The organism is Streptomyces sp. NPDC096205 (genome assembly GCF_044763135.1).
GTDB lineage: Bacteria > Actinomycetota > Actinomycetes > Streptomycetales > Streptomycetaceae > Streptomyces.
Genome location: NZ_JBIWFS010000008.1, coordinates 93,050 through 105,326, shown reverse-complemented (window position 1 = coordinate 105,326; position 12,277 = coordinate 93,050). Strand labels below are relative to the sequence as shown.

13 protein-coding genes are annotated in these 12,277 nt (G+C 72.6%); 7 read left to right on the top strand and 6 right to left on the bottom strand.

Annotation, left to right across the window (positions count from 1 at the left end; all coding sequences use genetic code 11):
- Positions 1-102 precede the first annotated feature (102 nt).
- Positions 103-723, bottom strand: a complete 621-nt coding sequence (locus tag ACIQ6Y_RS27785) for a TetR family transcriptional regulator (protein WP_404042758.1) — start codon at positions 721-723, stop codon at positions 103-105.
- A complete protein-coding gene (locus tag ACIQ6Y_RS27780) occupies positions 720-1,352 on the bottom strand; it encodes a hypothetical protein (protein ID WP_404042757.1) in 633 nt (210 codons plus the stop codon). The genes ACIQ6Y_RS27785 and ACIQ6Y_RS27780 overlap by 4 nt, the downstream gene beginning before the upstream one ends.
- A 179-nt stretch (positions 1,353-1,531) precedes the next feature.
- Between ACIQ6Y_RS27780 and hmgA the strand changes: the two genes are divergently transcribed.
- The 3 genes from hmgA (at position 1,532) to ACIQ6Y_RS27765 (ending at position 4,860) form a co-directional block, all read left to right on the top strand.
- Positions 1,532-2,845: a homogentisate 1,2-dioxygenase gene (gene hmgA / locus ACIQ6Y_RS27775; RefSeq protein WP_404042756.1), complete on the top strand. Its 1,314-nt coding sequence runs from the start codon at positions 1,532-1,534 to the stop codon at positions 2,843-2,845.
- Positions 2,846-2,931: 86 nt separating this feature from the next.
- Positions 2,932-3,681: a GntR family transcriptional regulator gene (locus tag ACIQ6Y_RS27770; protein ID WP_404042755.1), complete on the top strand. Its 750-nt coding sequence runs from the start codon at positions 2,932-2,934 to the stop codon at positions 3,679-3,681.
- A gap of 33 nt (positions 3,682-3,714) precedes the next feature.
- The gene (locus ACIQ6Y_RS27765; protein WP_404042754.1) at positions 3,715-4,860 is read left to right on the top strand and encodes a type ISP restriction/modification enzyme; all 1,146 of its coding nucleotides are present in this window, start codon (positions 3,715-3,717) and stop codon (positions 4,858-4,860) included.
- Between the two features lie 63 nt (positions 4,861-4,923).
- Here the strand turns inward: ACIQ6Y_RS27765 and ACIQ6Y_RS27760 are convergent, their stop codons facing one another.
- Positions 4,924-5,640, bottom strand: coding sequence for a TetR/AcrR family transcriptional regulator (locus tag ACIQ6Y_RS27760; protein ID WP_404042753.1), 717 nt, complete (start codon positions 5,638-5,640; stop codon positions 4,924-4,926).
- 63 nt (positions 5,641-5,703) lie between these two features.
- On the opposite strand from ACIQ6Y_RS27760, the gene ACIQ6Y_RS27755 reads away from it, so the two are divergent.
- Genes ACIQ6Y_RS27755 through ACIQ6Y_RS27745 form a run of 3 tightly spaced genes read left to right on the top strand, consistent with a single transcriptional unit; the run spans position 5,704 to position 8,670 of the window.
- Positions 5,704-6,660, top strand: coding sequence for an ATP-binding cassette domain-containing protein (locus ACIQ6Y_RS27755; RefSeq protein WP_404042752.1), 957 nt, complete (start codon positions 5,704-5,706; stop codon positions 6,658-6,660).
- Complete coding sequence (locus ACIQ6Y_RS27750; RefSeq protein ID WP_404042751.1) at positions 6,657-7,430, top strand: ABC transporter permease; 774 nt, start codon at positions 6,657-6,659, stop codon at positions 7,428-7,430. Before ACIQ6Y_RS27755 ends, ACIQ6Y_RS27750 begins: the two co-directional genes overlap by 4 nt.
- 43 nt (positions 7,431-7,473) lie before the next feature.
- Positions 7,474-8,670 carry a CaiB/BaiF CoA transferase family protein gene (locus tag ACIQ6Y_RS27745; protein WP_404042750.1) on the top strand — a complete coding sequence of 399 codons (1,197 nt, stop codon included), beginning with the start codon at positions 7,474-7,476 and terminating at the stop codon, positions 8,668-8,670.
- Between the two features lie 36 nt (positions 8,671-8,706).
- Here ACIQ6Y_RS27745 and ACIQ6Y_RS27740 read toward each other — a convergent pair whose 3' ends face one another.
- From ACIQ6Y_RS27740 to ACIQ6Y_RS27730, 3 genes are all read right to left on the bottom strand, one after another.
- Positions 8,707-8,973, bottom strand: coding sequence for a hypothetical protein (locus tag ACIQ6Y_RS27740; RefSeq protein WP_404042749.1), 267 nt, complete (start codon positions 8,971-8,973; stop codon positions 8,707-8,709).
- Between the two features lie 128 nt (positions 8,974-9,101).
- Entirely contained in the window at positions 9,102-9,944 is an 843-nt protein-coding gene (locus ACIQ6Y_RS27735) for an anti-sigma factor domain-containing protein (protein ID WP_404042748.1), read from the bottom strand.
- Complete coding sequence (locus ACIQ6Y_RS27730) at positions 9,941-10,483, bottom strand: sigma-70 family RNA polymerase sigma factor (protein WP_404042747.1); 543 nt, start codon at positions 10,481-10,483, stop codon at positions 9,941-9,943. Before ACIQ6Y_RS27730 ends, ACIQ6Y_RS27735 begins: the two co-directional genes overlap by 4 nt.
- A 227-nt stretch (positions 10,484-10,710) precedes the next feature.
- Between ACIQ6Y_RS27730 and ACIQ6Y_RS27725 the strand changes: the two genes are divergently transcribed.
- Positions 10,711-12,246, top strand: coding sequence for a DUF4331 domain-containing protein (locus tag ACIQ6Y_RS27725; protein WP_404042746.1), 1,536 nt, complete (start codon positions 10,711-10,713; stop codon positions 12,244-12,246).
- Positions 12,247-12,277: the final 31 nt, after the last annotated feature.

The following is a 12,277-nucleotide window of genomic DNA, read 5'->3' as shown; positions in this document are numbered from 1 at the left end:
GGAGGGGTGTGGCGGCGGGGCTCGGTCCGGCCGGGTCGGTCCAGCAGCGGGGCCGGGAGCCGCGCAGGTCGGTCCAGCAGCGGGGCCAGGTACCCGCGCAAGTCAGTCCAGCAGCCGGGCCAGATAGCCGCGCAGCAGCTGCCGCATCTCCGCGATGATCCGCTCGTCGCCCTCGGAGTCCACCCGGAAGGCCAGGTGGACGAGGGTGTCGGCGGTCTCCACGGCGATCAGGAAGCTGCGCCGCATGTCCTCGTCGGGCTCCCGGGACAGGAAGACGGCGAGCAGCTCTGTGAGCCGCTCGGCGACCCGGTGGTTGGGTTCGGCGTCACGGGAGCCGACCGGGATCTGGTTGCCGAAGTCGACGAGCGAGAAGCCGGGCGCGGAGCGCTTCATGGCCAGGTACTCGTCGAGCACGGCGTCCACGGCCGCGCGCCAGTCGCCGCCGCCCGCGATGCCCTGAAGGCGCTCGCGGACGCGTTCGGTGAACCGCTCCAGGTTGCGCTGGGCGAGGGCGTCGGCCATCGCCCGCTTGTTGCCGAAGAAGCGGTAGACCGAGCCGATGGGGACGCCCGCGCGCAGCGCCACCGCGCGGGTGCTCAGGGCGTCGTAGCCGACCTCGTCGAGGAGGTCGGCGCAGGCGTCCAGGATCCGGGTCAGCCGTTCGGCACTGCGCCGCTGCACGGGGGCACGGCGGAGCGAGGTCGCGTGGGACACGGACTTCATGATGCCCTTCCGCCGGGGTCGGATGAACCACGCCCCTTCATACGGAGGGAGACCTGGGGTGTACTCACGCCGGGGGACGGCGTCGCCCGCGAGGGGGTGCCCCACGGGGAGGACGCCGCCGGTGCCGACTCCTGCCCCGACGCCGTGATGTCCGCCGTGCACTCCACCGGCTGCCCGTCCACGGCCCACACCGTGCCGTCGTCGGCGTAGAGGCGTGCGGTGACCTGGTGGGTGCCGCGCGTCACCAGGCGGGCGGCGAGGCGGTGGTCGGGGTCGCGCAGCTCGGCGAGGGGCCGGCCGTCCAGGTAGAGGCGGACGTAACCGCGGCCGGCGGCCGCCTGCTCGGGGGCTCCGGGCGGCGAGAAGCGGAAGTTGCTCAGGGCCAGGCGGACGTCCCAGCTGCCGCCGCTGTCCGGCTGCACCTCGATGCCGACGTCGGGGGCGTCCTCCTCGTCCACCTGGCGATAGGGGCGCCCCTGCTCGTCCTGGCTCTCGAGCACCTGGCCCACCGGCGGGGGCGAGTCACCGTTCTTGCCCTCCTCGGCGTCACTGGTGCCACAGCCCGCGGATCCGGTCAGCAGCAGGACACAGACCGCGAGCGCGGCAAAGGGTCTGCGCGTCCACGACATGGCCGTGAGCGTAGAACACCGGTCCGACACCTCGAATCCCCCTCAAGTCTGGTTCTCGTCGTCCCCACAGAGGAGGACCCGACGAGATCACGCGGCCCTCTTGCGCCCACCCGGAGCGAATCCTACGGTGAACCATAGGAATGAGTACCCACGCATACGGACGGCAGGGAGAAGCGAGCATGAGCGCGGACGCGCGGAAGACCGCCGAGGGGCTGTCGTATCTCTCGGGTTTCGGCAACGAGCACAGCTCCGAGGCCGTCCCGGGCGCACTGCCACAGGGGCGCAATTCACCGCAGCGGGCACCGCTCGGCCTCTACGCGGAGCAGCTCAGCGGGACGGCGTTCACCGAGCCGCGGGCGCACAACCGCCGCTCGTGGCTGTACCGGATCCACCCGTCGGCCGCGCACCCGGCCTTCACCCGCACCGGCAACGGCACCCTGCGCACCGGCCCGTTCACCCAGACCGTCCCGGACCCCAACCGGCTGCGCTGGAACCCGCTGCCGGAGCCCCCGCAGGGCACCGACTTCCTGGCGGGCCTGTGGACGCTCGGCGGCAACGGCGATGTGACGCAGCGCGCCGGCATGGCCGTGCACCTGTACCACGCCAACGCCTCGATGGACCGGGTGTTCAGCGACGCCGACGGCGAGCTGCTGATCGTCCCCGAGCACGGCGGGCTGCTGCTGCGCACGGAGTTCGGCCTGCTGCACGCCGAGCCGGGCCATGTCGCCCTGATCCCGCGCGGCGTCCGCTTCCGCGTGGAACTGCTCGACGAGTCGGCCCGCGGCTATGTCTGCGAGAACTACGGCGCCGCCTTCCGGCTGCCCGACCTCGGCCCGATCGGCGCCAACGGCCTGGCGAACGCCCGGGACTTCCACGCGCCCGTCGCCGCCTACGAGGACGTCGAGGGCCCGGTGGAGGTGGTGAACAAGTTCTGCGGCAACCTCTGGAAGGCGACCTACGACCACTCGCCGCTGGACGTCGTCGCCTGGCACGGCACCTACGTGCCGTACGTCTACGACCTGCGCCGCTTCAACGTCATCGGCACGATCTCCTACGACCACCCGGACCCGTCGATCTTCACGGTGCTGACCTCGCCGTCGGACACCCCGGGCCTCGCGGGCGTCGACTTCGTGGTGTTCGCGCCGCGCTGGCTGGTGGGCGAGGACACGTTCCGGCCGCCGTACTTCCACCGCAATGTGATGAGCGAGTACATGGGCCTGATCGAGGGCGCGTACGACGCCAAGGCGGAAGGTTTCGTGCCGGGCGGCGGCTCGCTGCACAACATGATGTCGGCGCACGGACCGGACCGGGAGACGTTCGACAAGGCGAGTGCGGCGGAGCTGAGGCCGCAGAAGATCGACGACGGTCTGGCGTTCATGTTCGAGACCCGCTGGCCGGTCATCCTCACCCCGCACGCGGCCCGCGCCGAGCACCTCCAGGAGCGCTACGACGACGTGTGGCAGGGCCTGGAGCGGCACTTCCGTCCGCTCTGAGCACTCCGCCGGCGCCGAGCACTTCCCGGCGCTCCGAGCGGTCAACCGGTTGCACGGAAGATTCCCGAAAGGGTACGGATGGCCCCGTGACCTCCTTCGCCCCGGACTCCATCGTCCTGAACCGCAAGCTGCCGCTGTGGTACCAGGTGTCGCAGTCGCTGCGCGCCTCGATACTCGGCCGCTCGCCGCAGGACCCGCTGCGGCTGCCCACCGAGGAGCAGTTGGCCGGGCACTACGGCGTGAGCGTGCTGACCATGCGGCAGGCGCTGAAGGAGCTGGAGGACGAGGGCCTGATCAGCCGGCACCGCCGCCGGGGCACGTTCATCGAGCCGGGCGTCAAGCGGGGCGCCCCGGTGCGGCTGCTGGGCTCGGTCGACGCGATCGTGGCCCAGCAGTCCGGCATGGCCGCCGAGCTGCTGGACCACGGCCGCGCGGCCCCGCCGGCCGAACTCGCCGAGCACTTCCCGGATCTGGCCGAGGTGGCGACGTACCACCGGCTGCGCAGCGACGAGAAGACCGGTGAGCCGACCAACCACGCCCGCAACTACGTCCGTCCCGAGCTGGCGGACCGTATCGATCCGGCCGATCTGGCGCGCTGGCCGATGACCAAGGTGCTGCGGGACGTGGTCAAGGCGGACATCAGCCGGATCACCGACACGGTGGAGGCCCGCCTCGCGGACCCGGAGACGGCCCGGCTGCTCAACGTCCCGCTGCTCAGCCCGATCCTGCACTACACGGGCATCACCTACGACACCGCGGGCCGGGTGCTGGACGTGGCGGTGATCCACTACCGAGGCGACCGCTTCTCCTTCACGGTCACGCTGGAAGCGCACTGAGTCACACATGAGGCGCACCGAGCGCGTCGTACCATGCCGGGCGTGACGCACGACGACGCTCCGCCGCTCGCGGACCTCATGCCGTGGTCCGTCGCACCGCCGCGGCCGGGCCGCACCTGGCCGGTGGCGCCGGACCCGGCCGCGCTGAGGTGCCGCTGGGCGACGCTGCTCAAGGCCGAGGGCCCGGACCGCGAGGCCCTGTTCGCCCCGACCCGCTCCCGCTCGCTGCACACGGCCGTCGGGCAGCTGCCGGGCCGGCGCGGCGGCACGGAGAAGCTGGCGCGCGCGTCCGGGCCCTGCCCCGAGCCGGTCCGTGTCCTGCACGCCCCCTTCGACGAGCAGTGGCTGATCCCCGACCACCGGCTGCTCGACGCGGCCCGCCCGGAGCTGTGGCGGGTCGCGGACGAACGCCAGATCTTCGTCGTGGAGACAGCCGACACCCCCGGCCTGCCCCTGCTGGCCACCTCCCTGCTGCCCTTCACGCGCCGCGGCCGCATCCGCCCGCTGTACCGCCGCCCCGGCGCCGAGGAACCGAACCTCGCCCCGGGCCTGACGGCTCATCTGGCGGCCCGCCTGGGGGTGCCGGTCCCGCCGGAGGACATGCTCGCCTGGATCATGGCCGCGGCCCGCCCCGACCTCACCGTCCCCCTGCCGGACGACCCCGACACCTGGGAGCGGGGCGTGCGCACGGGCCGCCGCCTGCTCTGGCTGATGCGCCGCGACGGGGAACGCCCCAAACTGCCGGGCGGCCGCCGCCCGTACGTCCGCGCGCCGCTGCCGTCCCGCCCGCTGTCCCTCGCCTACGACCGTGACGACGAGGCCCTGGCTCTCGACGAGGGCCGCATCTCGCCGGTGCCGCCCGAGGCGTGGGACTTCGAGGCGGAGGGGGTGCGCGTCCTGGAGTCCTGGTTCGCGTCCCGGACCGCGGAGCCGACGCCCGCCACCCTGGACGCCGTCCGCCCCTCCACCTGGCCCCAGTCCTGGACATCGGAACTCCTGGAGCTGATCACCGTACTGGCGCTGCTGGCGGAGATTCAGCGCCCCGAGCCCAAGTCCGCGCTCACCACGAAGGACCTGCGAGAGGCAGGCGTACTCCCGCCCCCGCCCGCAGCCCGCATACCGGCCTCGGTCCTGGACCACGAGGAGGAGGGTCCGGGGGGTCAGTTCACCTTGGTGTAGGCAACCCAGGGGCGCGGGGAACGGCGCGAGCAACCACCCACTACGGCAAGCCGCGACCGAACCTCACCCCCGCGGCGCGTAGGCGTCCAACACCCTCCCCACCACCCGCTCGAAGACAGCCTCCAGATCCACGTCCCCCGCGCCGCCCTCAGCAACGGCCGCCGCCAGCCGAGGAAACTCCCCACTCGCAAGCTGCCCGCCGACATAAGCGGAGCGCACCGCGTTCTCCTGCTCCTCCGACCAGGGCAGTGTCCGCGCCCGCTCGGCGACGGCCAGCTCGTTGGCGACCGACGTCGCCACGACCCCGTTCACCATGGCGATCAGCTCGACCTTGGTGCCGTAGGGCGCGTCCAGCGGGTCCAGGCAGGTCAGGCACCACTCCAGAAAGCGCAGCGAGTTCGGCGAGAACCCGTAGACGCCCGAGATCAGCCGCACCATCCACGGATGCCGGTGCACCAACGCGCGCCCCTGCCGCGCCATGCGCAGCATGTCAGCCCGCCAGTCCCCCGTCGGCTCCAGCAGCGCGTGCTCACCCGCCGCCGTGTCCATCATCAGCTCGAACAGGTCTTCCTTGCGCGGCACGTAGTTGTACAGCGACATCGTCCCGCAGCCCAGCTCGGCGGCGACCCGTCGCATGGACACCGCGTCGAGCCCCTCGGCGTCGGCGATCCGCACCGCCGCCGCGGCGATGTCGGCGCGGGTGTACGCGGGCTTCGGCCCCCGGCCCGTGCGTTCGGGCCGGGTCCAGATCACATGCGGTTCGGCCGCTCGGCCCGCCATCGGTCATCACCTCGCCCACCATCGTAGTTACGTACGCCGTACGTAGTGCGCTATGGTGCGGGCATGACTTCTACGTACGCTGTACTTAGTGAAGGTCTGGAGAAGCGCTTCGGCGCGGTCCACGCCCTGCGCGGGCTCGATCTGGCCGTCGCGCAGGGCACGGTCTGCGGGGTCCTCGGCCCCAACGGCGCGGGCAAGACGACGGCCGTACGGCTGCTGACGACGCTGCTGCGCCCGGACGCCGGCTCGGCCCGGGTCGCCGGGCACGACCTGGTGCGGGAGGCGGCCGAGGTACGGGCCCGCATCGGCGTCACCGGGCAGTACGCCTCGGTCGACGGCGATCTCACCGGCCGCGAGAACCTCCGTCTGTTCGCCCGGCTGCACCGGGTGCGCGGCCCGAACGCGGTGGCCGACGAGCTGCTGGAGCGGTTCGGCCTGGCCGAGGCCGCCGACCGGGCGGCGAGCACGTACTCGGGCGGCATGCGCCGCAGGCTCGACCTCGCGGCGAGTCTCGTACGGCGTCCCGAGGTGCTGTTCCTCGACGAGCCGACGACCGGCCTCGACCCGGCGAGCCGCGGCCGGATCTGGGAGGAGGTGCGCGAGCTGGCGGCCCAGGGCACGACCGTGCTGCTGACCACGCAGTACCTGGAGGAGGCCGACCGGCTCGCCGACGACATCGTGCTGATCGAGCGGGGGCGGGTCGCGCACACCGGGTCGCCCGAGGAGCTGAAGTCCATGGTCGGGGCGTACGCCGAGGCCGTGGTGACCGGCCCTGAGGCGATGGCGGAGGCCGCCGCGGTGCTGGACCGGCTCACCGGCGGCGAGCCGACGCTGGACCACGACCGGCGGGCCGTCGGCGCGGTCACCCGCGACACCACCCTCACGCTGCCGCGTCTGGTGCGTGAACTCGACGCGGCGGGCGTGCCGTTGCTGGACGCGAGCATCCGGCCGCCCACCCTCGACGACGTCTTCCTCCGGCTGACGGGCGACCCTGTGGACCTCAAGGAGCGTGCGGCATGAGCGCGTTGGCGTACGACGGCACGGCGATGCTGGGCAGGCAGCTGCGGCGGATCCGCAACAACCCGGGCCTGGTGGTGCTCACCCAGACCGCCCCGATCACGATGCTGCTGTTCTTCGGGTACGTCTTCGGCAGCGCGGTCGCGATGCCCGGCGAGGCCTACCGCTCCTTCCTGGTGCCGGGCCTGCTGGTCGCGACGGCCGCGGGCGGCATCACCACCGGCATGCTCCAGGCGGCGCAGGACACGCACCGGGGCGTGATGGACCGCTTCCGCACCATGCCGGTGAGCCGGGCGGCGGTGCCGCTGGGGCAGGCGGTGGCCGACCTGGTGGTCACCGCGGCCGGCACGGTGCCGCTGCTGCTTGTCGGGCTCGCGGTGGGCTGGCGGATCGAGGGCTCGGCCGTGGAGGCGGCCGGGGCACTGGGGCTGCTGCTGCTCTTCCGGTTCGCCTCCACCTGGGTGGGCATCCTGCTGGGCATGCTGACCCGGGACGAGGAGACCGGCGGGCAGCTGGCCAGCATGACCTTCGTGCTGCCGCTGCTGTCCAGCGCGTACATCCCCGTCGACGGCATGCCGGGCTGGCTGCGCACCGTCGCCGAGTGGAACCCGATCAGCGCGGTGACCACCGCCCTGCGCGACCTGTTCGGCAACGCGGCCGTGCCCGAGGGGGCGGCCTGGCCGGTGGCGCACCCGGTCGCCGGGTCGCTGGCCTGGTGCGCGGTGCTGATCGCGGTGTGCGCGCCGCTCGCGGTGCGCCGGTTCTCACACTGACCGGTGCTGACAGGGCCGTCCGTCGCGGGTGATGATCCACACCATGGACCGACTCCCCCTCCCCCTGGACGGCATCACCGTCGTCGCCGTCGAACAGGCCGTCGCGGCCCCCTTCGCCACCCGTCAGCTCGCCGACCTCGGCGCCCGGGTGATCAAGGTGGAGCGGGTCGACGGCGGCGACTTCGCCCGCGGCTACGACACCGCGGCGCGGGGCCTCGCCTCGCACTTCGTGTGGTGCAACCGGGGCAAGGAGTCGGTCGCGCTGGACCTGAAGGACCCGCGCGGCCTGGACGTCGTACGGCGACTGGTCGCGGACGCGGACGTGTTCGTGCAGAACCTCGCGCAGGGCGCGGCGGCCCGGCTGGGTCTGGACGCGGCCACGCTGTGCGCCGCGCACCCGCGGCTGATCGCCGTGGACATCTCCGGTTACGGGCCGTCGGGGCCGTACGCCGAGAAGCGGGCGTACGACATGCTCGTGCAGTGCGAGGCGGGGCTGGTGTCGGTGACCGGGACGCCGGAGCAGCCGGTGAAGGCGGGCATCCCGGCGGCCGACATCGCGGCGGCCATGTACGCCTTCTCCGGGGTGCTCGCGGCGCTGGTGCGGCGTGGCACGACCGGACGGGGCGGGCCGGTGGAGGTGTCCATGCTGGACGCGCTGGCGGAGTGGATGGGCCATCCGCTGCACCATGCGATGCACGACGGCACTCCCCCGGCGCGCACCGGCCTCGCGCACGCCGTCATCGCCCCGTACGACGCCTACGCGACGGCCGACGGCGGGCGGGTGCTGCTGTCGGTGCAGAACGACCGGGAGTGGCAGCGGCTGGCCGAACAGGTTCTCGGGCGGCCGGAGTTGGGCACGGACCCGGACTTCGCGACCAACGCGGCGCGGGTGGCCCACCGGGAGCGCACCGACGCGGCCGTGGCGGAGGCGCTGGGGGCGCTGTCCGGCGACGAGGCGATGGCCCGCCTGGAGGCGGCGGGCATCGCCTGCGCGCGATTGAGGGATGTCTCCGAGGTCGCGGAGCATCCGCAGCTGGCGGCGCGGGGGCGGTGGCGTCAGGTGGGTTCGCCGGTGGGCCCGCTGCGGGCGTTGCTGCCGCCGATCACGCTGCCGGGTGGAGGCGAGGCGCGCATGGGGGACGTACCCGCGCTCGGGCAGCACACCGGGGCAGTGCTGCGCGCCGTGGGGATGACGGACGACGAGATCGCAGCGCTGCGCCGGGACGGTGTCGCGGCCTGAGCGTGAGCCCCGGGGATCACCCCGGGGTGGGACGGCTCAGTGACCGCCGAACAGCGTGCGGCGCAGTCGGCGCAGCGGCGCGAACAGCGAGACGCGGCTCACCCGCGACAGGCGGCTGCTGCGGTGGCGGTCGGGCTCACGGGCGGTCAGCTCGCGCATCAGCAGGGTCGCCTCGGCCGTCTTCTGCTGCGGTACGGCAGGGCCGCCCAGCACCGAGAGATGGCGGTCGAGACGCGAGCTGGTCGCGCTGCTCCCGCAGGTGATCGCAGGGACCCTCGCCCTGCGCACAGTTATCTGTTCCATGTCACTCCCCACCCGTACGAGTCCACCCGGCCCACGGGCAGGGTAACCCTATCGCCCTCACGGGGCATGCGTGTATCGCGGTCACAGGATTCACCTTCCCCGTAAGGGGGTTGACGACGCCTCGGCGGTCACTCTCCGAATCCAACCGATTCCAGGGCGAGTTGGACAACCGGCTGTCCAGTGGGCTGTGGTGAGCCTCCGTCCGGTTCGACGGTTACAGCGAGTGAGGTCGAGGAGCGCTGGAGGCCGTCCGCGACCAAGGGCGTGTCGCGCTCGAACAGGCCCAGGGAGCGGGGCCGCGCACCGGGGCGCATGAGCCAGAGCTGGTGCACGCGGTCGCCCGGCGGCTCGCCGTATCCGCTCAGCGTCACCACCGCACGCCCCTCGGATGCGGAAGCGATCACTCCGATACTGCGGCCGCCGGCGTCCCTCGTGACGGCCGTCCGCACGTCGGGAGCGGCCAGAACGTGGGCGATCTCACGTGCCCGGTCGCGCTCGGCGGCCAGCCGGTCCTGACTGCGGCCGGCCTGGACGCCGAACAGCGCGGCCACGACGAGCGCGGCGGCGGCCGTCACGGTGGCGAACGGCACCAGCAGCGGGCGCGTCCGGGGCGCACGGGAGCGTCGCGGCAGCGGCTGAGTGCCCCAGACATGAGCGGGCAGCCGCCCGTTCCGCCGCGCCGGGGACTTCCCCGCCGACCGCCCACGCTCCGGACTCCCGCCGTACCCCGCCGCCTCCTGCGCGGTCGTCCGTACGGCGGCCAGGACCCGGTCGCGCAGCGCGGCGGGCGGCGCGGCAGCGGTGGACCAGGCGAGCCGGACCGCGTCCTCGGTGAGGTCCCGCACCTCGGCCGTGCAGCGGTCGCAGCCCGCCAGATGCCTCTCGAACCGCCGCCGCTCCTCGGCATCGAGGGCGTCGAGCGCGTAGGGGGCCGCGAGCGAGTGCGGGTCCTCACGACGGAACAGGCTCATGCCGCGCCTCCCAGGCAGTCGCGCAGGCGGGTCAGGCCGTCACGCATGCGCGTCTTGACCGTACCGAGGGGCAGTCCGAGGCGCTCGGCGACCTCGCGGTAGGTGTAGCCGTCGTAGTAGGCGAGGGTCACGGACTGGCGTTGCAGCGCGGTCAGCCGGTCCAGGCAGCGGCGCACCCACTCGCGCTCCAGGCCCGCCTCCACCTCCTCGGCGACCTGGTCGAATGCGGGCCCGCCGGAGCGCAGGGCCTCGCGCTGCTCGCGCTCACCGGCCGCGCGGGCGCTGCGCACCCGGTCCACGGCGCGGCGGTGGGCGAGGGTGAGCACCCACGCCAGGGCGCTGCCCCGCCCGGGGTCGAACCGGGCTGCGGAGCGCCAGAGTTCGAGCAGCACCTCCTGCGCCACCTCCTCCGACTGCGCCGGGTCCCGCACCACCCGCCGGACCAGCCCGAACACCGGCCCGGCCACCACCGCGTACAACTCCTCGAAGGCCCGCTGATCGCCTCTCGCGACGCTCAGCAGCAGTTCCTCCGCCCGCATCCGGTCCCCCTCTCGCCGCCGGCACCCGCCCCGACCCGCCACACCAGGCATCCGCACCGCACACACCTCCGGAGGGGATACGGATCACGGCGGCGAAAACGCGGGTCGCGCGGCCCCCGAAAGAAGTTGGCACGGTCCCGGAAGAAGTTCTCGGGATCCACCAATCCGCCCCGCACACCGCTCCGAATCCCCCGGCGTCAGAGAAGTCGGCACGGAGGACGGACGGCATGACAGCTATCTCCAGGAACGGGTCCGGGCGCAAGGGCCTGACGACCCTCATATGTGGCGCGCTGGCCGCCGGGGGGCTCGCGGCCGCCGGTGCGACCGCGCTGGAACCTCGGGCGGCCTCCGCCTCCAGCCACCGCGAGGCTCCGCTGATCTCGGGGCAGCCGCAGTACGACAACACGGACGTGTACGCGTTCGTCAGCCCGGACAAACCGGACACGACCACCATCATCGCCAACTGGATCCCGTTCGAGGAGCCCGCCGGCGGACCGAACTTCTTCCCCTTCGCCGACGACGCCCAGTACGACATCCACATCGACAACGACGGCGACGCCCAGGGCGATCTGCTCTACCGCTTCACCTTCGCCACCCATGTGAAGAACAAGCGGACCTTCCTCTACAACACCGGCCCCGTGGACAGCCTCCACGACCCGGACCTCAACATCACGCAGACCTACGACATCGAGCTGCTGCGGCTGAAGAACCAGCACGCGATGTCCCGCACGAAGATCGCCGACGACGTGCCCGTCGCCCCGTCGAACGTCGGTAAGGCGTCCATGCCCGACTACGCCAAGCTGCGCACCCAGGCCGTGCACCAACTCGCGGGCGGCTCCACGTCGTTCGCCGGGCAGGCCGACGACCCGTTCTTCCTGGACCTGCGCGTCTTCGACCTGCTCTACGGCGGGAACCTCTCCGAGGTCGGCAACGACACCCTCAAGGGCTACAACGTCAACTCCATCGCCCTTCAGGTGCCGAACCACATGATCCGGCAGTCCGCGCACCAGCCGGTCGTCGGCATCTGGTCCACGACCCAGCGCAAGAACGCCCAGGGCCACTTCATGCAGGTCTCCCGGCTGGGCAACCCGCTCGTCAACGAGGTCGTCAATCCCGTCGGGGACAAGGACACGTTCAACGCGAGCGCGCCCTGGGACGACGCGCGGTTCCTGAAGAACGTCACCAACCCCGAACTCCCCAAGCTCATCGAGGCGATCTACAAGATCAAGGCCCCTGCCGAGCCGCGCAACGACCTCGTCGACGTCTTCCTCAAGGGAGTCGACGGGCTCAACCAGCCGCCGTACGTGCGGCCCGCCGAGGAGCTGCGCCTCAACACGTCGATCCCGCCCGCCCACAGCCCCAAGCGGCTGGGCGTCCTCGACGGCGACAAGGCCGGGTTCCCCAACGGGCGCCGGCTCACCGACGACGTGATCGACGCCTCGCTGCAGGTCGTCGAGGGTGAACTGCTCGGGCAGAAGAACGACTTGGGGGACGCGGTCGACAAGAACGACAAGGCGTTCGAGAAGGAGTTCCCGTATGTGGCGCTGCCGACCGAGGGGTCTCGGGGGCCGCTGGCCAAGGGGGTGTCGGGCGGGGCCGATGTCCGGAACCAGATCGGTGATGCGCTTCAGCCCGCGGGTGCCTCCGGCGGCTCGGCCGACACCACCCTCATCGCCGCGTCCGCCGGTGCCGGGGCTGTGGGGATTCTGCTGATCGGGGGCGGGCTCATGTGGTGGCGGCGGGTGAGGGGGCGGGCGTACTGAGCGCCGTGGGGCTTGTGGTCGTACTTCCGCT